We start from the raw sequence: 22835 nt of genomic DNA on the forward strand, positions 1-22835 counted from the left end.
TCACGCCTACAACCTATTCGTCTATACGTTTATTTTTAAATAAAAATGTTATTTAAATGGCTTTGTTTTTATAAAAAATATTGTAGCTCGCATAACAGGCGATAATAAATAATACACAACAGACAAAACCGACTTGCATTGATGGATCGGTCACCATACTGATACAGGTAATCACACAGAACACACCTCCTAAAATCGGGGTGAGTGGGAATAATGGTGCAGCAAATTTTAAGTCTTTGACTGTTTTACCCGATTTGATCCATTGTCTGCGGAAGTTAAATTGGGAAACACAAATCGAAATCCATACCACCACCATGGTAAAAGCGGCAACACCCAATAAATTTTTGAAAATTGTTTCAGGTGCAAAATGTTCCGATAATAACCCTGGAATCGCGCCAAACATGGTCACAATAATCGCGATAATCGGTGTGCCTGAACGGGTCAATTTTGAAAACACCTTCGGTAACTGATTCTTTGCAGACAATGACCACATCATCCGCGATGCAGCAAATAAACCTGAGTTTGCAGCAGATAAAAGTGCCGTAATAATCACAAAACGAATAATGTCTTCTGCGTATGGAATCCCAATATAATTAAATACGGTAACAAATGGGCTATTGCTGACACTATTGGCATTTATACCTGCCATTTCATAAGGCAGTAATGCACAAATCACCACAATGGTACCCACAAAAAAAATCAACAAACGCCAAATCGCAGCATTGATTGCTTTAGGTACTGTTTTCGCAGGTTCTTCTGCTTCACCTGCCGCGACACCAATCAACTCTGTACCTGAGAATGCAAAGTTCACGATCAACATGGTCGCAAAAATTGGGAAAATACCATTTGGAAACCAGCCATGTTCCGTCAACTTACTGAACAACGGTGCAGACTCATGCCCATGATAAGAAATAAAGCCAAAGATAGCGGCTAAACCCAATCCAATAAAACAGATAATGGTCAGGACTTTAACCAAAGATAGCCAGAACTCTGACTCAGCAAATAGCCGTGTCGAACTGACATTCAAGCTAAATACCAGCCCTGCAAATAATAAGGTCCAGGTCCACATGGAAATAGACGGAAACCATTCCTGCATCAATAAAGCAGCGGCTGTAAATTCAGTTCCTAAGGTTGCAGTCCACGTCAGCCAGTATAACCATGTGATCATATAGCCTGTGCCTGGGCCAATATAGGTTCTGGCATATTCACCAAAAGAACCAGAAACTGGCATTTGTACAGCGAGTTCACCCAAACACAACATCACCATGTATGCAATTACACCACCCAGTAGGTAAGAGAGAATCGCACCGACTGGACCAGCCTGAGAAATGACATCACCAGAGCCTAAAAACAGCCCTGTTCCAATTGCACCACCTAAAGAAATCATGACCAGATGACGCTTGGTCATGGCACGTTTCAATGGTTTACCCACCTCAATCTCTGCGCTCGAAGTTTGCGATAAACTGGCAACATCCTGCTGTGGTACATATTGTCCACTCAGGGCTTGGCCTGAGGGAAATGTCTTTTCGTTATTGTTACTCATACACGGTCACTCCAACTGTATTCTTATGACAACCTGTCCTTGCTGTTTCACTTTCATAAAAACGAATATCTAAACGATATTCTTTGACACGTTTTGTTCTATTGAACATCCATATTCAAACTCCATTTCATCTATTCCTTGCCGACAGTTAAACTATTAAAGCGGCGACTGCTTATTCAATTTCTTTTAAAATCAGTCCAGCCCGAAGCCCTGTTTTTACCTTAGGGTTTGGAAATAAAATCCAGACTTGTTGATCATGCGCAACATAATCCCCAGCCTGTTGTATTGCAATCAACTCACCTTTCTGAAAAGTAGAAAAGTTTGGTGCGTCAGCACTCAATTTGAGTTGAAAATCTTCACTTTGTTTTACTACTGAATCCACCACCTTAAACTGTCGAATGTCGGATTTCTGTCTAATCGGCAATGCTTGATCTGCAAGGACTGCGCGCAACATCTGGTCAGTACTGGCAAACTGGACTAAATCATTGGTCCCAAAAGGTTTGGCCTTACCTAGCTCCAAAGTACTACTGGCTGCCTGAAATTTTTCAGCCGTAAAGTGAGTAAAGGTTTTGCCTGCGGCATTGTGATAGACCAAAGCATCCAAATCAGCAGCCTCTAGACTTTGGATGAGGAATTCATCATAGGCATGTGTTTGATATGGAAATAGGGCAAAAACGGGCAGCAATGAAGCACGAATTGCAGTATGCAGATCATAGTGATAACGCTGTGCCTGCGGCTGACTTTGTTCAAAAAACTGTGCTGTCACTTGCTCTAAGTGAGCAGCCCGTTCGGTTTCCTGATCTTGGGCTAATTGCTGATAGGCACCACAAAACATGCGGTTCATATCATTTTCCAAATAGCGCAATCCGTGTCGAATCGCTTCAGGATTCCCCAGCACAAACAGTACCCGTACTGCAAGCGTTAAACGCTCGGCAAATAGATCATGAATAATCTGGTCCAATAGCTCGATAGGTGCCGTTTCATTGCCATGAATTCCAGCAGAAAGCAGCATGGTCTTTTCATAGTTTGTCTTCGGTGTACATTGCAGTAGCCCTTCACCTAACCACTGCCATGTAAATCCCGTCGTCTCACCTTGCATCTGCACAGGCATTCGTTGCGTTAAAGTCAACGTTAATAGATCAACCATGTACTTTCATCCTTAAAAGCCGTTGTTTACTGTTTATCTTTGGAAGTGATAAACCGAACCTAAAGCTAAAATTTTGGTTAACTCATCGAGTGCAGTACGGCTCTCGATCAACAAGCTTGGATCAGCCAAATCATCTTGTGTTAACTCATCACGATAATGCTGATCGACCCACTGATTCAGTGTTTTGAATAATGCATCATTCATAAATAAGTTTGGATTCACCGCATTCAGTTCAGCCTCATTCACTGCAACACGCAATCTCAAACATGCAGGTCCACCGCCATTACGCATACTTTCACGCAAATCAAATACCTTGATGTCATCAATTGGCGTACCCATTTGAATCATGTCATTCAAGTAGCTCCATACCGCCTTGTTGTGACGTGATTCTTCAGGTACCACAATACTCATGCCACCATCTGCACGGGTTAAAAGCTGGCTGTTGAATAAATAAGTCGAGACTGCATCTTCAACACTGACACGATTATTAGGGACTTCAATCGAGATAAAATCTTGTTCGATCCCTGCCATCTTGTGACGGATTTCATCCAAGGCCACAGCCTGATTCAAAAATGCCTGTTGATGGTGGAACAAGACCTGCTGGTTGCTCACGGCGATGACATCGTTATGAAATACACCTTGATCAATCACATCTGGATTTTGCTGAATGAACACGGTGCGTTTCGCATCCAGACGATGCAAACGTGCAATCGCTTCACTTGCCTCACGGGTTTGACGCGCAGGGAATTTCTGCGGTGCAACTGTTCCACCCAGTTGTTGCTGTCCATAAACAAAGACCTGTACACCCGCCTGATCATATCCACCACCAAGACGGTTATGATTGGCTGCCCCTTCATCACCAAACAAAGCGGCTTCAGGCAGTGCTTCGTGATGCGCGAAATATACATCATTATTGAACATGGCTTGAAGAATACGGGTAGTCGTATGATGCTCAATTGATCGATGGAACTTATTATTTAAGTTTGCAGCGGTAAAATGCATACGTTTATCAGCACTATCTGCCGATGGTGATACCGTACACGAGTTGGCCGTCCACATCGAAGAAGCCGAACTCAGCGAAGATAATAAAGCTGGCGCAGTACGCATGGCTTGGGTTATCACGTCAATATCACTGCCGGTAAAACCCAAACGGCGTAGCGTTGGTACATGCGGACGCTCTTGTGGGGCAAACACACCTTGCTTCAAGCCTAAGTCAGCAAGGGCTTTCATTTTCTTTAAGCCTTGCTTAGCTGCGAGTTTAGGATTTGACGCATTATTACGGTTCTTGGTCGATGCAACATTACCAAACGATAAGCCTGCATAATGATGCGTCGGCCCCACTAAACCATCAAAATTGATTTCATAACCTGACATTTTATTCTCCCTGTGTCCCGATGCGATCCGTCTTAGAGCACAATGCCCGGTGATAATTTTGAAGGTAAAGTAACGCTGTCACTTTCCAGCGATGCCATTGGCCATGCACTATAGTCTGCAGCATAGAAGGCACTAGCACGATGGTTCCCAGACGCTCCAACACCACCAAATGGTGCAGCACTTGAAGCACCTGTTAATGGCTTATTCCAGTTCACAATGCCTGCACGTGCTTCAATCAGTACACGATCAAATAAATCACGGTCAGGTGAAACTAGACCAACAGCCAAACCAAAACGGGTGTTATTGGCAATATTCAAGGCTTCATCGAAACTGTTGTAGCGATAGATCGTAGTGAGTGGACCAAAGTATTCGTCATCTGGAATATCGGTCACCTGAGTAACATCTAAAATACCCGCGGTAAGCAATGAGCTATCCGCTTGTGGACGGGTCATTTCTAACAATGGTTTTGCGCCCAAGGCAATCAGTTTGTTTTGCGCTACCAACATCTGTTCCGCTGCATGCGCAGAAATTACTCCCCCCATAAACGGTTGAGGTTCAGCATTCCAGTGACCTACGACCAAACTCTTTGCCACTTCAACAAAACGTTGAATGAAGGCATCACCATTGGCACCATGCTTGACAATAATTCGGCGTGCGCAGGTACAACGTTGCCCCGCAGAAACGAAAGCGGATTGAATGGCTAAATTCACCACGGCATCAATATCGGTTGCTTCATCAATGATCAGAGCATTATTGCCGCCCATTTCCAAAGCAAGGATTTTTTCAGGTGCGCCTGCCATTTGTTTATGTAGGTGATAGCCTGTATTGGCACTGCCCGTAAACAGCAAACCATCAATTTGTTCTGCTGCTGCAAGTGCTTCACCCGTGCTGCGTCCACCTTGTACGATATTCAACACACCGTTTGGTAGACCCGCTTGCTGCCATAATTTTGCAGTTTCTTCCGCCGTCCAAGGGGTGAGTTCACTTGGTTTAAACACCACAGTATTGCCCGCAATCAATGCCGGAACAATATGACCATTTGGCAAATGACCTGGGAAGTTATAAGGACCAAATACAGCCAAAACACCATGTGGACGGTGACGTAGTGAAGCCACGCCATCTGGCATTTCAGTTTCGCTAAAACCAGTGCGTTGATGATAAGCACGAATCGAAATCGCCACTTTACCGATCATCGACTGCACTTCAGTCAAGGTTTCCCAAAGTGGTTTACTGGTTTCTTGGCTAATCACTTCAGCCAATTGAGTTTTATGCTGTTCAAGTAAGCCCGCAAAGCGCTCAATGATTACAATACGCTCTTCCAATGGCAAACGTGCCCATGCTGGAAAGGCCTGACGCGCCGCATGGCATGCCTGTTCAACATCGGCTGGGCTTGCTTCTTGCCCCGCCCAAATTTGCTGATTGCTGACAGGATTGGTTTTTTCAAATGTGGTTCCTTGTCCTTGAACCCAAGCACCATCAATTAATAATGCACCTTGTGACATTAGTTGTTCTCCATTTTTTCTAATGCTAAAACACGGACTTGATCGTGTTCAGCAATATTCAGTGCCTGTGCTTGTGCTGCGGTCATATGCAAAGTATCAGCTGTACCGACTTTGTTATTGATCAGCAACACGGCGTAATCTTGGTATTGGTCATTGGCAACCAAAAAATGTGTCTCAGTACTTTCGACTTGTTCTGTGAGTATGACTTTAAGCAAGCGACTCTCTTTCACCGCACGTAAATCGGCAGTATTGGCTTCCAGTGTTGGCCCAGCATCGAAAATATCCACATAACCTTGATATTTAAGACCTTCTGACATCAACACTTTTGCCGCAGGCAGTGTATGTGGGTGCACCTCTGCAATCACCTTACGTGCCTCAGAAGTCAGCAAGTCAACGTAGACTGGAAATCTCGGCATTAGCTCTGCAATAAAGGCTTTTTGCCCCACACCACTGAGATAATCCGCGGCAGCAAAATCCATATTGAAGAATAAATAGCCCAAGGAATCCCAAAACGGTGACTGTCCGTTTTGATCCGAGAAACCACGCATTTCGGCAATCAATCTTTCCTCGAAAAAAGAGCGGAATGCGGCAATAAACAGAAAACGAACTTTGGATAAAAATTTTCCGTTTTGGTTTTTGCGATATTCAGGATCGAGGAACAAGGTACAGAGTTCACTACAACCGGTATGGTCATTACTTAAAAACAAGGTGTCTAAAGTTTTATAGACATTTAAAGCTTTAGAGGCATGTACCTGTTTGGCCACACGGAAGTTGTAAAAGGGTTCATTCAATCCAACCGCAACTTCAATTGCACTCACACCCACAATTTTGTGAATGCTGGTGTCTTCCAATACAAATAGATAACTTGCCTCGCACTTTTCGGATAAGCCGTCTAAAGTGCGAGTGGTACGTGTAATACGTTCAGCCAAGATTTCTTTATTTTGTGGTAAGGAAGTCAGGCCAATGCCAGACTCCCCCGCTCGTTGCGCTAAACGATAAATATCATCTAAGTCCCGATGCGCTGCATGTCGAACAATCATCATGGGCAGATGCTCACAGCAGACTTAGAGGCGTGCTAATGCACGAACAAAACGGCTTAGACCTTCATCAATATCGTGTTGAGGAATAATCAGTGAAGGGGTAAAGCGTACGACATCTGCACCGGCAACCAAGGCCAATAGCCCTTCTTCACCCGCTAAAGTCACGATATTCTTCGCTTTGCCAGCATGTTCATCTTTCAACACACAGCCAATTAACAAACCTTGACCACGGATTTCTTTGAACAATCCATACTCAGCATTGATTTTGTTTAAGGCATCAATGAAATATTGGTGACGTTGTTTAACGCCGTCTAACACTTCTGCTGTATTGATAAATTCAAATACCGCGCCAGCAACTGCACAAGCCAATGGGTTACCACCATAAGTGGTACCGTGATCGCCTACAGCATACATGTTGGCATAATGATCTGTAGTGATCATTGCACCAATCGGGAAACCACCACCCAATGCTTTTGCAGTGGTCAAAATGTCAGGTGTTACCCCTGTATTCATATAGGCATACAAAGAACCTGTACGACCCACACCCGTTTGTACTTCATCAAAAATCAGCACAGCACCTTTTTCATCACAGAGTGCGCGTAAGCCTTTTAAGAATTCGATATCTGCAGGTAGAACGCCACCTTCACCTTGAATCGGCTCGACAATAACTGCACAAGTATTTTCAGTGATCGCTGCTTTTGCTGCTTCAAGGTCATTAAACGCAGTGTGTTCAATACCACCTGGTAAAGGTGCAAAGTCTTGAGAATATTTTGGCTGACCACCTGCTGTTACGGTAAACAAAGTACGACCGTGGAAGGCATTCTTAAATGCAACAATCTGGTTCTTATTTGCATTGCCACTCAGCAAACCGACTTTACGCGCCAGTTTTAATGCAGCTTCGTTGGCTTCTGCGCCAGAGTTACAGAAAAAGACTTTGTCAGCAAAAGTACTATCCACCAATTGTTTCGCAAGGCGTAATACAGGCTCGTTGGTATAACCATTACCAATGTGCCATAGCTTTTGTGCTTGTTCAGTTAAGGCTTTTACTGCAACAGGATGTGCATGACCCAAGGCATTTACCGCGATCCCACCTGCAAAATCAATATATTCTTTATCGTTTTGATCCCACAGACGTGACCCGTCGCCACGCACTAAAATGAAATTTGCTGGGGCAAAAACTGGAACCATCCAATCATTAAAATTGCTACGTGTAATTGCGACTTCGCTCATTTTATTTACTCACTTCCTGTTTAATCTTCAGGCTTGTTGAATGCTCAACAAGCCCTTCACTTTAATTTTATAAATGACTTAACCTGGGAAAATACCGCGTTCTTTACGCGCTTTCAGAATACGTTCACAGGCCAAAATATAAGCTGCAGTACGTAAGCTACATTCCTTCTGTGCTGCCGTGTTCCAAACATCAGCAATCGCTTGGATCATCAACTTATCAAGACGTTCATTGATTTCATCTTCAGTCCAGAAGTAACTCGCCATATCTTGAACCCATTCAAAATAACTGACAGTTACACCACCCGCGTTACAGATCACGTCAGGGACAACGGTAATGTCGCGACTGACAAATACATCATCTGCTTCTGGGTAGGTTGGACCGTTCGCACCTTCAAGTACGATTTTCGCTTTCAGTTTTTGTGCACGTTCGACCGTAATCTGACCTTCCAATGCCGCTGGAATCAGAATATCCATATCAACTGTCCAGAATTCTTCATCTGAAATCACAGTTGAATCGGCAAAGCCCATCACGCCACCAGTTTCAAGCACATGCTTTTGCAATGCTTTGACATCCAAGCCTTCTGCATTGAAAATGGTACCGGTATGGTCTTGTACAGCAACGATTTTTGCGCCTGCATGGCTAAACAAATAAGCCGCTTCATTCCCCACGTTACCGAAGCCTTGTACCGCAACTTTGCTGCCTTCGACTGGTAATTTAATGCGTTCTGCAACCTGCATACCCGTTACGAATACGCCACGACCTGTGGCACGAACACGACCAAGTGAACCGCCTAAATGAACAGGCTTACCTGTTACCACACCTGTTACGGTATGACCTTTAATACTTGAATAGGTATCCATCATCCAGCCCATAATGTTGGCATTGGTACCGACATCGGGTGCAGGAATATCAATTTGAGGACCGATAATTGGGCTGATTTCACTGGTGAAACGACGGGTTAAACGCTCTAATTCACGCGGTGACAATTCTTTTGGATTGACACGGATACCACCTTTGGCACCACCAAACGGCAGGTTCAACACTGCAGTTTTAATGGTCATCCATGCAGACAGCGCCATTACCTCATTCAATTCAACATCTTGGTGATAACGAATACCGCCTTTACCTGGACCACGTGATAAATTGTGTTGTACGCGGTAACCTTCAAAATGGCGAATTGAGCCATCATCCATGACGATTGGTACATCGACAATCAGAGTACGTTTTGGCGTTTTCAGTGTGTTAACAAAGTTACTGAGATTAGCATCCAAATAAGGTGCCACTCGATCGACTTGAGTGAGAAAAGTTTGCCAAGCACTGCCATTTTGAGCCGCATATGATAAAGACATCATCTATTCCTTAATTAATCAATTGTCCCTGTTATTCACAGATTCCCTTTGTTTAAGGGCGTCCTACCCCCATCCTCCCTGATGTGCATTCAGCTTCTTTCGTGCCGAAGTGAAAATGCTTGGGGTGTTGTATTGTTATTATTATTAAGAATCAAATTGATTCACAAAATTCGTTATAATGATTAAAATGAATTATTTTTTATCAATTTGCTAATAGAAAGAATCAAAATGAACAATATCGATCATATTATATTAGGCCTACTCAAAGACAATGCACGGATGTCGATTACCGACTTGGCTGCAAAAGCACGTGTGTCCCGTGCTACAGTACAGAAGCGAATTGAATATATGGAATCAACGGGGATTATCACAGGTTATACCGTGCGTTTCCGTCCCAATGCTGAAAAAAACATCATTCGGGCATGGATGAATATCATGGTGGAAGGTACCCGAGCGCAGGCCGTGATTCGAGAGCTACGCCTAGAATCAGCCGTTGAACGTCTGCATACCACCAACGGTAAATGGGATATTCTGGTTGAACTGCAGTCAGATAGTCTGGAAAACTTTGATAAAGCCCTAGAGCGAATCCGAAATATTTCAGGGATTTACAATAGTGAAACCAGTATCCTGCTCTCCACCTATAAGACCTAAAAAAAGGGACTCTAGCTAGAGTCCCTTTTTAAATTAAATGGCTTAATAACTAACACGACGGTAGTTACGATACTCTGGCGTCCAGAAATTATCTTCAATCGCTTGTTTCAACACATCATTACTCAATGGCACAGCCAAGCCATCCGCCATCGCTGCTTTTGCCACTTTAAAGGCAATAAACTTAGACACTTGTTGAATATCATTAATATTCGGCAACAAATCCGCTGCAGCATTTTTCAAACGTGGCGAACAATCTGCCAAGGCGGTACTTGCAGCCATCAACATCGAGTCACTAATATGGGTTGCACCACAGGCAATGACACCCAGACCAATTCCTGGGAAGATATAGGAGTTATTGCATTGTGCAATGGCATACACTTTGCCTTGGAAATAAACTGGCGCAAAAGGACTACCTGTTGCCACAATTGCAGCGCCTTGCGTCCACTCAATAATATCTTTTGGTTGTGCTTCAACTTGTGAAGTCGGGTTCGACAACGGCAATACAATCGGATGCTTATAATATTTAGCTAAGGTTTTGATGACCTCTTCACTAAACAAACCTGCCTGCCCAGAAACCCCAATCAAAATACTTGGTTTGGCATTCTTGACCACATCCAACAAAGCGACGTTCTCACCTGTATATTCCCAAGTGCTAATTGCATTGACTGGTGTGGCAAGTTTTTGCTGGAAATCGAGTAAATTCGGTTGTTGATCGGTCATCAAGCCGAAACGATCCACCATAAAGATACGCGAACGTGCTTCATGATCGCTCAGACCTTCGTCCATCATCTGTCTAACAATCTGTTCAGCAATCCCACAACCTGCTGAGCCTGCACCAACAAAAGTAACCGTTTGATCTTTTAGCTGTTTGCCTTGCGCACGTGATGCCGCGATCAATGTGGCGACAGTCACTGCTGCTGTGCCTTGAATATCATCATTGAAACAGCAAATTTTATCGCGGTACTGAGTCAATAATGGCATGGCATTGGTTTGCGCAAAATCTTCAAATTGAATCAACACATCTGGCCAACGCTGACGCACTGCCGTAATAATTTGCTCAACAAATTCATAATATTGCTCACCACGGATACGCGGCTGTTTCCACCCCATATAAATTGGATCATCAAGCAATTCTTGGTTATTGGTGCCAACATCAATGGTGATCGGTAAGGTATAGGCAGGGCTAATACCACCACAGGCGGTATACAGCGACAATTTACCAATTGGAATACCCATGCCACCAATGCCCTGATCGCCGAGACCCAAAATACGTTCACCATCGGTAATCACAATCACTTTAACGTTTTTCTTATTCACGTTATGGATAATTTGATCAATATACTGACGCTCTGGATAGGAAATAAAAATACCGCGATGGCGACGATAGATGTCTGAGAAGCGCTGACAAGCCTCGCCAACCGTTGGAGTATAAATAATCGGTAGCATTTCATCTAAATGCTGACTCAACAAGTTATAGAACAAGGTTTCATTAGTATCTTGAATATTTCGCAAATAAATATGCTTATTCAAGTCACTATCAAATGAAAGGTACTGCTGATATGAACGTTGCGTCTGCTCTTCAATATTCTCGATATTGTATGGAACTAGCCCATGTAAGTTAAAATTCTCTCGTTCTTCTTCAGAAAAAGCAGAGCCTTTATTTAACAGAGGTAGTTCTAAAAGAGCGTTTCCAGCATAGTGAATATATAAAGGTTTTTTGATTTTACTAAGGCTCACAGACATACTTTACTCTTTAGACTCTCTCTCGAATGTACAAAAAATGGATTCGCTGAAGTACTTTAAAAAAGCGCTTTGGCATGGGCAATAATTTACACTAATCAGAGCTCGAAACCGAATAATCTAACTGTATGTAAACCGATTCAATATTTAGCAAATAAATAGTAGTCCCTATTTTGGATCGTTTTTTAAGCTTTCATGCAACATTTTGAATTATTTTTGCATTCAGGAGACTTTAGAATTGTAGTGATATCGTTCTAGCTGCTTTTTAATAGGCATTCCTCTCGGACATTGTGCTTGGCGATCAGATATTGTCTTGGTTCGAAGTAGCCAATCTTTGCTGTTTTAAAATCATATGACATGCATAATCTGACTTTAGTTATTCAGCTCTTTCTCTTCTATCACGCTCTACACCACCATTAAACCCTTTAAAACGAACAAGATGGGACAATTTTGCTCTCTCTATTGCAAATGATCGTCAGTTTTATATGATCTATGTGAAAGCATTGCTCACCCTATAACGCTCCTTGTTTAACAATGAGCAATGCCTTCATCCATAAAAATTAAACATAGATGGTGATACCCCCAAAAATCAATTTCACCCAACCCAGAAACGAATAGACAGTTAAAATATAAAGGTTGTTTATATGAAAAAATTAGGCCTTATTCTTCTTTTTACATTCTTTGTCTCGGCTTGTTCAGAAAAGATGCCTGAGGTGAATGATGAAAACTGCAAACATGAAAACATTGCAAAGATCAAGGATGATTTCGCCCGTGCAAATTTCAGCGATAAGTGTTTTAGTTATGCAAAACCACAAAATACTAACCGTGATAAAGGGCTCTAGAATGTAATAAAGGGTATCGCTTGTCTTTTATAATTTTAAATAAGAACTGTCTAAAATCAAAATTTTAATATGATGCTGAGGTAATGATCCGTATTTTAGAAAGTCTGGATTAAACGCAATATGCATAAAAGAAAGTTCAGTTAAACCTTCTTTTATGCACGTTCCAAGCATCAAGTTGTCGTCTAAAAACTGAATCTAATCTCAATGATTTCAATACCTATCTGAATGCTTTAAGCTTTCTTTTTCTTGGACTTCTTAGTGAAAAAGCTTAGCGCATGCGAATAATGCGTTGGGGTAATGCGTTGAATCAGATCAAGCACCTTGGCATCGTTACCGATCAATATCCGTGCTTTATCCGCTTTCACCGCATCTAGAATGACTTTAGCCGCCTGCTCTGGTGATGTTTTTAAAACCTTGTTAAATGCCTGACTCGCCTTGACAGGATTCATGCCTAAACTGCGAATACTGTCACTCATACGCGCACTGTTGGCGATATTGGTGCGGATTCCTCCCGGATGTACACAGGTTGAACTCACGCCATCATTCTGAAGTTTGAGCTCTTGTCGTAAAGCTTCAGTAAAACCACGAACCGCAAATTTAGTGGCATTGTAAGCACTTTGAGTTGGTTGTGCGGTTAAGCCAAACAGACTGGAAATATTAATAATATGCCCTTCTCCACTTTGCTTAAGATAAGGCAAGAACTCTTTGGTGCCATAAACTACGCCCCAAAAGTTGATTTTGAAAATCCATTCCAATTCTTCATAGCTCATACCTTCAACGGTACTGGCGAGCGCAACACCTGCATTATTAAAAATCAGGTTGATCTTGCCATGTGCTTTGAAACTATCTTCTGCCCAGTCACGAACGGCTTGTTGATCAGATACATCCAATTTAGTCAAAGTGACTTTAACTGGATACTGTTGCAGCAATGCCTGTGTTTCTACCAAGCCTTTTTCATTGACATCACTCAGCGCTAAATCTGCACCTTGCTGTGCCAATAAAATCGCCAGTTGTTGCCCAATACCAGATCCCGCGCCTGTAATGGCAGCGACTTTTTGATTAAAATTTTTCATGTGATGACTCTATTTAAAGTTGATAAAAATTGGCAGCGTTTTGTCTAAACATGGCATGCAAAGCCTGCTCACCATAAGGACTGAGCATTTGAATATAGGCATGGATTAAGTCATTTAAACGCGTGTTCGGCTTATCCATGGGAAAATTGGATGCAAACATGATCCGCTCGGTGCCAAATACCGTGATCGCATGTTGAATCATCGGCGTGAGTAAATTCACCATCTCACTTACACTCGCCGTTCGATCTTGCTGATAAAAGCGGTGTCCTAATACGGGCATCATCAAACCTGAAATTTTGGCATGGACATTTTTCTGCTCTGCGAGTCGTGCCAAATCCTGTTGCCATTGTTTAAAAATGGCATCACGCTGCGATTGTGTAATTCCCGTTTTCTTGCCTACGGCTCCAAACAGACCAACAGGTGTCGCCAGATGGTCAACCACAATACCCGTTTCAGGAAATTGTTTCGCCAGACTGGTTATTTCTGTTAACTGAGTAGAATAGCCCCATGCATCAAAAGATAAATCCAGTTTTGCCAGTTGTTCAAAACCTTTGAGAAAACTCTTGTTCTGATATAAATGTGGCCGATCACACCAACGGTAAACACCCTTGTCTTGATGCCAAGCCGCCATTTTACGAATACCGCGAAAGCGTGGACTCACCTGCTGATGGGCTTTAAGAATATCTTTGAACTTTCGATCTTTTGGATCAGCCGTTGCAACAATAGCGCCTAGTTTTAGACCTTGTACATTAAAATCTAGTTGCTGAATCCATTGGGTTTCTTCCACTACACCAAAGCCTTTGTGGTGATGCCAGTTGGCTTCGACATGAACTACACTCTCTACTGAAAATGGCGAAGTGTCTGCCTGATAATGCTCAGGTAAATAAGGACGCAAGGCATATTCTGTTAGGCCTAAAGTATCCAATAAAGGCTTTGGCTTGACCAATCTGACCACTCGATCCATGACAACAGGATATTTCCCCAAAGCTTTAACCAATAAGGCTGCTGAATGTGGTGCGTGATAAGGATCCCACTGATGAATATGCGGATCAATGATTTCAAAATCTAATCTTGTCATTGTTGTACTCGATATAAGCTCAGCATATAAAATCTGAAATGATGTGCATCCATGACATCTGTCTATTGTTCTCAATCTACTGTTAGAGACTTTAGCCTACTGAACAAAGCACTATGAACAAAATGATTTATTTAAATATTTAACTATGAATAGCATTCATTAGCAAAAATAATAAATGCATTATCAATACTTTAATTTTTATAAACCCTACCATTATTGTAAATGATTCCTATTTAACTATACTTAAGCCGCTTATTGCATGCTAAACCTCTCCCTTTCAGCCCAATAAGTTTATGCCGCTCCTGCATTAACCCGATTTTTTGTATCGCTCAGGTATCTCTATGTCTGCTTTCTCCCCACGCAAAAACCTCATTACTGTTGAAATTTTAAAACAAAGCAGCCCATTACTTTTATCTTTAATACCCGTACTATCGTGGGCAGAAACGACCTCAATACACCCCACTCAACTCGCAACCATTAATGTTCAAGCTGAACAGTCCTCCAGTTATATCACCGCACCAACAACATCAACCTTACGTGGTAATCAAAACAATCTAGAAAGCCCACAAACTGTAAATGTGGTGTCTAAACAATATATGAAAGATTATTTGCCAGCAAACTTGGATAATGCACTGACCCAAGTCAGTGGTATTACACAGGGTAATACCTTGGGTGGTACTCAAGATACCGTAATGAAACGGGGCTTTGGTGACAATCGTGATGGTTCGATCACCATGAATGGCATGCCGATTGTACAAGGTCGTACCATGAATGCCGCCGTTGAACAAGTTGAAGTGTTAAAAGGCCCAGCTTCTTTACTTTATGGCATCATGGACCCAGGTGGCGTGGTCAATGTCATTACAAAAAAACCTGAGCGCTCACAAAAAACTGAATTTTCAGTTTATGGATCAAGTTTTGCTGCGGGTAAAAATGGTTTAGGTGCCAGTCTGGATACCACAGGTGCAATTAACGATAGTAACTTTGCCTATCGTTTTATTGTCGATCATTCCGATGCAGACTATTGGCGTAATTTCGGTAATCTCAAACAGACTTTAATTGCACCATCCTTAGCTTGGGATAATGGCCAAACCAAAGTCAATTTAAGTTATCAATATCGTGACTTTGACGTCCCTTTTGATCGTTCCACCATTTTTGACCCTAAAACGAAACAAGCCTTGCCGATCTCGAAATATCAACGCTTAGATGAAGCCTTTAACCAAATGAAAGGTGAAGCTCATTTAGCACAACTATTAGTTGATCATCAAATTAATGATGCTTGGTCAGCTCACTTCGGCTATACCTATAACTATGAAACCTATGACGCCCACCAGTTACGCGTCACCTCGTTAGATACCAAGAATCATACTGTGAAGCGTCGTACCGATGCCACCTTGAATGCAGAAAGCATAGATAGTAATGCCCAAGCCTATCTCAATGGCTCGGTCAATTTACTCGGTTTAAAGCATGATATTCAGATCGGTTCGGATATCGAATACCGTAAATATTTCCGTCCCGATATGGTTCGTGGAGATATTTCTACCCTAGATTATTTAAATCCCGATTTTGGGATCGTGAAACCATCTCGTCAGATCAGCAATGACGATAGTGACCAAACCGATAAATTGCATACTTATGGTTTTTATCTGCAAGATGCGATTCATTTAAATGAAAAATGGATTGCAGTACTCGGTGGGCGTTACTTACATTATCAACAGACTGCTGGGCGTAGCAGACCATTTAAAGAAAATACCAATACCAATGATGATGCTTGGCTCCCACATGCAGGTTTAGTCTATCAATGGAATGACCAGCTTTCATTGTATGGGAGCTATACCGAATCACTCAAACCGAACTCTACAATTGCTCCGCTAGGAAATAACGCTGTTATTGACTCGGATGTCCGACCAGAACAGGCAAAATCCTATGAAATCGGCGCAAAATATGAATTTAATGATCGTATTAAGGCTAACTTTGCACTCTACGATATTAAAAAGCGTAATGTTTTAGTGGCAATCACTAAATCGGGACAGGACACAGAATTACATACCACAGGTGCGGTTCGCTCTAAAGGGGCTGAACTCGACCTCACAGGCCGTCTAACCGATCAACTCGATGCGACCCTCACCTACGCCTATACCGATGCCAAAGTTACTGAGGATGAACTTGGTCTGCAAGGCAACCGCTTGAATAATGTGGCACGAGATACAGCGTCTCTGGCCTTGGCCTATAATTATGGGGAACTTTACAATGGTAAATTACGTTTAGGTCTGAGTGGCAATTATGTAGGGAAACGTGCAGGAGATTCGAAAAATCAATTTGACCTGCCTGAATATACGCTTGCAAATGCCTTTATCAGTTATGACACCAGCATTGCCAAACAAGCGGTGAACTTTCAATTTAATTTAAATAATATCTTTGACAAGACCTATTACACTGCTAGTGTCAATAATTTGGCAGTGTCTCAAGGAGATTCTCGCCAAGCGGTATTACGTGCAACTTTTAAATTCTAAAACATAGGATCAGCGCAGTGAATTGATCACTGCGCTATTAAAATCAATATGAAGAAACTGCTTACTACCATTGTGATGACCCTTGCATTCGGTATATGGACATCCTCTATTTATGCCCAAACACGAATTGCACTGATTTCGCAAATCAATGGTGTATCCTATGCCTCAGATCTAGCCATCCAAAAACACCTGCAAAGCAAAGGTTATCAGGTTGAGCTATTCGATCAATCGGTTTCCCCCAACAGTCTAAAAAATACAGAACTGGTAATCATCTCTTCAACAGTAGCATCCAAAAATCTTCAATCGGGTTGGCGCCAACTGCCAATTCCATTGATGACTTGGGAAAATGATTATCTGGATGATCTGGCCATGACTGGCAAACGGATTGATACTGATTTTGGTGAAGTCGAGAAAGAACGTTACTTGTGGCTGGTCAATGCACCGCACCCTCTATCGGCGCATCTTTCTGCGGGGACACAAAACGTCTATAAAGCACAAGCACCCATGAGTTGGGGCAAACCTGGACTCGGTGCCACCACTATTGCGACCATTTATGGACAACCTGAAAAAGTCGCAATCTGGGGCTATGAAAAAGGCGCAACGATGGATTATGAGTCTCTAGCACCGGCAAAACGACTGATGTTTTTTCTCAATAATGAGACCTTTACGAATCTGTCTGAGGGCGGCCTAAAACTGTTTGATGCCGCGATTCAATGGTCTCTGAACCAATAAAATCCAAACTTAGATTTCAATGAACTGATGCATTCCATGATGCGTCAGTTTAAATGCTCACCAAGGCATTTGCTCGAATGCTCTAAAATACTTCCTGACTTATCGCTGCCCTAAAGTTTTTAGGTGCACAACCAAAGCGCTGTGCGAAAGCACGACTAAAGGCGGCTTGAGAGGAATAGCCGACGCATTCAGCAACTTGTGCAATATTTTTATCTGTTTCTTTGAGCAATTGGCTGGCTAATTTCATCCGCCAATTTTTTAAATACAACATCGGTGGTACACCAACCAATTCAACAAATTTTTTGGAAAAACTAGATCTGGACTGTTGAGTGAGTTGGGCAAGCGAATTTACATCCCATTCATACCTAGGTTGAGTATGCATCAAAGACAACACCTTACTCACCATCGGATCACGTAATGCAGAAATCCAGCCTTTATGCTCAATCTTGTCATTAGCCAACCAAAAGCGTATCGACCAAACCAGCAGTAAATCAATAATCCGAGACAACATGACTCGGCTACCCAATGTTGGATATTCAAGTTCGAGCTGAATGGCTGCCACCGTCATCGGCACCCATTCTGCGACTTTTTTGGCATCATGATATGATGGTACATGAATGTAATTCGGCAATCCTTCTGCCATCGCCTCAGCATAAATACCATTCAACTGAAAAATGCAACTCATCACAGTCGCAAATGAATTTTGTTCCTTACACGCTTCGATAGAATGTTCCAGCTTGCTAGGCAATACCAGAATATCACCTGGCTGCAAAATCAAATCAAGCTGCATCCGTTTGATACTCAAGCGACAGCTGGCCTGCTGAATAATATGGATATAGGCAGATTGGGCGGGAAAAGACAGCTTTTTTTGTGCTGAGAGATGTTCTACGCCATAGATTTCACCTGAAATATTAGCGAAACGATAAATATCAAAGAAAATATCGGTTAAAGCCTGATTATCATGCTCATCAATCATTGCGTGCTTTTGTCCTTAAAAGTGTTTCTGCAAAAAAATTGGCGTTTCAGTTATTGTAGCGACCGAACAAATCACCAATAATCTTTCTCAGAAGATTTCGTTAGTATAAAAAACACCCGCCTTCACTCAGATCTTTATACCGTACAGATTTCATTATTAAACATCATAAATTCAATACCATAGCATATAGCTAGGAGATAAATATGAGTACTCAACCAACCATTATTCTCGTACACGGTTTTTGGGGCGGTGCCGCCCATTGGACCAAAGTGATTACTGAATTGTCCCATCAAGGTTATAAGGCCTTACGTGCCGTGGAACTTCCATTAACCTCTCTTGCAGATGACGTTGAACGAACTCAAAAAATGATTGCCCAAGTTGATGGTGATGTGCTTTTGGTGGGTCACTCTTACGGCGGCGCAGTGATTACCGAAGCAGGCAACCATCCGAATGTTGTGGGTTTGGTTTATATTGCCGCCTTTGCACCAGACAGCAATGAAAGCCCAGGGGCAATTACCCAACAACATTTACCTGTTGCAGCGCCGAATCTAGAACCAGATAGTGATGGTTATCTTTGGCTTAAAGTCGATAAATTTCACGAAAGTTTCTGTCAGGATCTCACCCAAGATGAAGGCTTTGCCATGGGTGTCACTCAAAAGGCGCCTTTAGCCAGTACCTTTGGCGATAACATTAGCAACCCAGCTTGGAAAACCAAACCCTCTTGGTATCAAATCTCAACCCAAGACCGCATGATCAGCCCAGAAAACCAAGCGGTGATGTCTGATCGTTTAAATGCCAAAAAAGTAATTTCCTTAAACGCCAGCCATGCTTCCTTAGCTTCACAGCCAAAAGAAGTGACTGCCTTAATTACTGAAGCTGTGACATTTCTAAGTAAGTAAAACAGACTGTGATATAGGGAATAATTTGATTCCCTATATCCTCTTTTCATTCCACTCAACTTCAACAAAACCAAGAAAACCCAGTTTATAGTAAGTATTCCCAGATAATGTAGCCTAGACCGAATCCGAGGAATGCATACAAAGTAATAATGAAGAATACAAAACTGGCATTATTCTTTTTGTTCAAAAAACTCATATCAGCACCTTTGGCTTTGCTCAATTCATGTAGTTATAGTGCAATAAGATACAGAATAAAAAAAGACACAGAGTTTTCTAAAAAAAATATAACAGATCTATCGATACAAACCACAACTGTTATGAAAAACAGTCCCAAATATAATTGGTGCATGGATCTCACCATGCACCAATCGCCTCAGGAAAGTACCATTACAATCTTAATTGATTAAAAATCATCACGTTTTAAGATGTGGATTTTCAAGCGGTAAATCATGCTCTAAATGCGCATCAAAAATATCTGTCAGCATACTGTCATAGCGCTGCGCATTGTAATGTAAAAGGGATTCAGCCTCTGCTGCCGTAATAAATCCAATTTCAATCGCATTGGCAATATGCGCCTCAAAGGTCAAACCACTAAACTGATCTTTCGACTCTGCTTTTTTAAATTTATTCCACAACGGTTGCAGCTTTAATAGACTCTGGAAAGTGGACTCCATTCGCCCCATCACATCGTTGCTATCTGTGCTGTAATAGACATGTTGTTTCAACTGATCTCGGAACGCATGTTCTTGCATGATCAATTGCGCCACCTCTTGTTTCAACTGATCCGATGGTGCTGCAATTGGGCGTCCAAATGGAAAACAGATCAATTTCACCATGCAGGCAGCAAGTTTCATTGGGAAATTAGCATAGAAGCTAAAAAAGGCTTCTTGCACTTGATATAAGGCTTTATTGAGGGCTAATGCTGCATGTTTCTGTTCAGCCTCAGTTCTTTGACCTTGTTCATAGTATTTCAAGATTGCCGTGGCAATAAATAAATTCGCATGGATATCGGCCAAACGTCCAGATAGCATTTCTTTACGTTTTAAATCACCGGCTAAAATCCCAAGTGCCATATCTGCAGTCAAGGCAAAATCGGCGCTGAAACGATTGATCTTACTGTAATACGCTTTGGAAAAATCATCGGCGTGTTTGGAACCATCATCAGAACCACCGCTAATCGAATATGCAAGCGCTTTGGCTGCACGATTAAAGGTATAAGCCAGATGTTTAAATAATAATGGCGCAAACGCCTTAAAAGCAGCAGCTTTATCTTCCGATTGCAACAGCTGCAATTCTTCAAACAAATAAGGATGACAACGCATTGAACCTTGACCAAAAATCATCAAAGAACGGGTCAGAATATTGGCGCCTTCTACCGTAATTGCCACAGGAATCGATTGATACGTCAGTGCAAGGAAGTTCCTTGGGCCCAACTGAATTGCGCGCCCTCCCACGACATCCATACCATGATTCACCACTTTGCGCATGGTTTCCGTGGCGTAGTATTTGGCCATCGCAGTCATCACTGCAGGCGTTCCACCTTGGTTTAAACCACAAGTCACTAAATAACGGAATGACTCCAACATATAGGCATCACTGGCAATATCACTGGTCGCTTCTTGTACGCCTTCAAAATGCCCAACCGAGATTTTGAATTGTTGACGCACACTAGCAAATGCACCGACCAGTAGATAACTCATTTCCCCTGCCGCGGTTGCTAAAGCAGGCAACGAAATACCCCGTCCCACACCGAGACACTCCATCAGCATACGCCAGCCTTTACCTGCATTTTGCTGTCCGCCAATAATCCAGTCCAATGGAATAAAGACATTACTGCCCTCAACCGTACCATTCATAAACGGCGCACCCGGATTATGTCGTGGACCAATCTGAATACCTTCATGTTCAGCAGGAATCAAGGCACAGGTAATGCCATATTCCACTTTATTTTTATCGCCAAGCAAACCTTCTGGATCGTATAACTTAAAAGCCAAACCAATCACGGTGGCAATCGGTGCTAACGTAATCCAGCGCTTGGAGAAATTCATTTTTAAGCCCAGTACCTCTTGACCTTGATACTGCCCATAACACACCACACCCGTGTCAGGAATCGCCCCTGCATCTGACCCAGCTTCTGGACTGGTCAAACCAAAACAAGGAACTTCTGTCCCTTTTGCTAGACCGGGCAAATAACGTTGTTTTTGCTCTTCTGTACCATAGTGCAGCAGTAATTCACCTGGCCCAAGCGAATTCGGCACCATACAACTGACGGCAGCAGTTAAGGAGCGAGACGCAATTTTGCTCATAATTCGACTTTGTGCAAAGGGCGTAAATTGCTTACCGCCAAATGATTTTGGAATGATCAAACCTAAAAAGCCGTTATCTTTAATAAATTGCCAAACCTCTGGCGGTAGGTCTTTTTCTTGATGATGAATCTGCCATTCATCTAACATTGAACAGAGTTGTTGTACTTCATGATCTAAAAATGCCTGTTCTTCTGTTGATAAAGTCGGATAAGGATATTGATCAAATTTTTCCCAATCTGGTGCGCCCATAAACAGTTCTTTTTCCCACCAACTGGTACCCGCCTCTAGAGCTTCTCTTTCAGTGATACTCATGCTTGGCATCGCATTGGAAAGCAACTTAAATGCAGGGCGACTAATCAATGCATCGCGTAGCGGTGTGATTAGAAGAATAATACTGGCGAGAATGATCGGCACACCCAGTAACAAGCTCCATGGTGTGATCAACACACTACACAGAATGGCGGCGACAATGGAAACAAGACAGCCAACTATTCGATTGGCTTCAAAATAAAAAACAGCCCATACCACAACTAACTGAATCAATAGGCCAAGCAATATCAATAATACAATCATATTTGCTCCTTTATCTCAGATTGGGATGAAGATGAAATGAGAAAGATCTAAATTAATTTATGATTTAAAGTCATTCTTCGACAAACAAAATGGCTATTTTTTATTCTACATATCGAAGTGCTATTTGCTTGATTAACTACTAAAATTTACACAAAGGCATTCAGATGACACTGAAAAATGAAAATTGTGATCTGGATAGAATACCGCGCTAACAAACTGGAATCCTTCCCCTCAACGATCCAAAAATAAAATCATCAATCACTGTTCCT

General features: G+C 42.3%; 18 protein-coding genes. 5 read left to right on the top strand and 13 right to left on the bottom strand.

Annotated elements, in window-relative coordinates; all coding sequences use genetic code 11:
- Positions 1-52 precede the first annotated feature (52 nt).
- The 7 genes from A7P55_RS21290 to A7P55_RS21320 all read right to left on the bottom strand — a co-directional run bounded on the left by A7P55_RS21290 (position 53) and on the right by A7P55_RS21320 (position 9189).
- Positions 53-1543: an amino acid permease gene (locus A7P55_RS21290; protein WP_252727912.1), complete on the bottom strand. Its 1491-nt coding sequence runs from the start codon at positions 1541-1543 to the stop codon at positions 53-55.
- Positions 1544-1715: 172 nt separating this feature from the next.
- On the bottom strand, positions 1716-2690 hold the full coding sequence (astE, locus tag A7P55_RS21295; protein ID WP_171553701.1) for a succinylglutamate desuccinylase: 975 nt from the start codon (positions 2688-2690) through the stop codon (positions 1716-1718).
- Between the two features lie 33 nt (positions 2691-2723).
- A complete protein-coding gene (astB, locus tag A7P55_RS21300; protein ID WP_171553702.1) occupies positions 2724-4064 on the bottom strand; it encodes an N-succinylarginine dihydrolase in 1341 nt (446 codons plus the stop codon).
- A 32-nt stretch (positions 4065-4096) separates the two neighbouring features.
- Entirely contained in the window at positions 4097-5566 is a 1470-nt protein-coding gene (gene astD, locus A7P55_RS21305) for a succinylglutamate-semialdehyde dehydrogenase (RefSeq protein ID WP_171553703.1), read from the bottom strand.
- Positions 5566-6609 carry an arginine N-succinyltransferase gene (gene astA, locus A7P55_RS21310; RefSeq protein WP_171553704.1) on the bottom strand — a complete coding sequence of 348 codons (1044 nt, stop codon included), beginning with the start codon at positions 6607-6609 and terminating at the stop codon, positions 5566-5568. Before astA ends, astD begins: the two co-directional genes overlap by 1 nt.
- Positions 6610-6630: 21 nt before the next feature.
- Entirely contained in the window at positions 6631-7836 is a 1206-nt protein-coding gene (locus A7P55_RS21315) for an aspartate aminotransferase family protein (protein ID WP_171553705.1), read from the bottom strand.
- Between the two features lie 78 nt (positions 7837-7914).
- The gene (locus A7P55_RS21320) at positions 7915-9189 is read right to left on the bottom strand and encodes a Glu/Leu/Phe/Val dehydrogenase (RefSeq protein WP_171553706.1); all 1275 of its coding nucleotides are present in this window, start codon (positions 9187-9189) and stop codon (positions 7915-7917) included.
- 225 nt (positions 9190-9414) lie between these two features.
- Between A7P55_RS21320 and A7P55_RS21325 the strand changes: the two genes are divergently transcribed.
- Complete coding sequence (locus A7P55_RS21325) at positions 9415-9837, top strand: Lrp/AsnC family transcriptional regulator (RefSeq protein WP_016541799.1); 423 nt, start codon at positions 9415-9417, stop codon at positions 9835-9837.
- 42 nt (positions 9838-9879) lie between these two features.
- Here the strand turns inward: A7P55_RS21325 and A7P55_RS21330 are convergent, their stop codons facing one another.
- Positions 9880-11580, bottom strand: coding sequence for an NAD-dependent malic enzyme (locus tag A7P55_RS21330; RefSeq protein WP_171553707.1), 1701 nt, complete (start codon positions 11578-11580; stop codon positions 9880-9882).
- Between the two features lie 641 nt (positions 11581-12221).
- On the opposite strand from A7P55_RS21330, the gene trbK reads away from it, so the two are divergent.
- On the top strand, positions 12222-12419 hold the full coding sequence (gene trbK / locus A7P55_RS21335) for an entry exclusion lipoprotein TrbK (protein WP_016541801.1): 198 nt from the start codon (positions 12222-12224) through the stop codon (positions 12417-12419).
- Positions 12420-12649: 230 nt separating this feature from the next.
- Here the strand turns inward: trbK and A7P55_RS21340 are convergent, their stop codons facing one another.
- Complete coding sequence (locus tag A7P55_RS21340; RefSeq protein WP_171553708.1) at positions 12650-13492, bottom strand: SDR family NAD(P)-dependent oxidoreductase; 843 nt, start codon at positions 13490-13492, stop codon at positions 12650-12652.
- A gap of 13 nt (positions 13493-13505) precedes the next feature.
- A complete protein-coding gene (locus A7P55_RS21345) occupies positions 13506-14570 on the bottom strand; it encodes an amidohydrolase family protein (protein WP_171553709.1) in 1065 nt (354 codons plus the stop codon).
- Positions 14571-14911: 341 nt separating this feature from the next.
- Here A7P55_RS21345 and A7P55_RS21350 point away from each other — a divergent pair, with 341 nt between their 5' ends.
- Both A7P55_RS21350 and A7P55_RS21355 read left to right on the top strand, forming a co-directional pair.
- Entirely contained in the window at positions 14912-17080 is a 2169-nt protein-coding gene (locus A7P55_RS21350) for a TonB-dependent siderophore receptor (RefSeq protein WP_171553710.1), read from the top strand.
- 48 nt (positions 17081-17128) lie between these two features.
- A complete protein-coding gene (locus tag A7P55_RS21355; RefSeq protein ID WP_171553711.1) occupies positions 17129-17812 on the top strand; it encodes a hypothetical protein in 684 nt (227 codons plus the stop codon).
- A gap of 82 nt (positions 17813-17894) precedes the next feature.
- Here A7P55_RS21355 and A7P55_RS21360 read toward each other — a convergent pair whose 3' ends face one another.
- A complete protein-coding gene (locus A7P55_RS21360) occupies positions 17895-18788 on the bottom strand; it encodes an AraC family transcriptional regulator (protein ID WP_171553712.1) in 894 nt (297 codons plus the stop codon).
- Positions 18789-18991: 203 nt separating this feature from the next.
- On the opposite strand from A7P55_RS21360, the gene A7P55_RS21365 reads away from it, so the two are divergent.
- The gene (locus tag A7P55_RS21365) at positions 18992-19687 is read left to right on the top strand and encodes an alpha/beta hydrolase (RefSeq protein ID WP_016541808.1); all 696 of its coding nucleotides are present in this window, start codon (positions 18992-18994) and stop codon (positions 19685-19687) included.
- Between the two features lie 85 nt (positions 19688-19772).
- Here the strand turns inward: A7P55_RS21365 and A7P55_RS21370 are convergent, their stop codons facing one another.
- Positions 19773-19883, bottom strand: coding sequence for a hypothetical protein (locus A7P55_RS21370; RefSeq protein ID WP_171553713.1), 111 nt, complete (start codon positions 19881-19883; stop codon positions 19773-19775).
- Between the two features lie 217 nt (positions 19884-20100).
- Complete coding sequence (locus tag A7P55_RS21375; protein WP_171553714.1) at positions 20101-22566, bottom strand: acyl-CoA dehydrogenase; 2466 nt, start codon at positions 22564-22566, stop codon at positions 20101-20103.
- Positions 22567-22835: the final 269 nt, after the last annotated feature.

Origin of the sequence: Acinetobacter sp. Ac_5812, assembly GCF_013072695.1 — a bacterium.
Lineage (GTDB): Bacteria > Pseudomonadota > Gammaproteobacteria > Pseudomonadales > Moraxellaceae > Acinetobacter.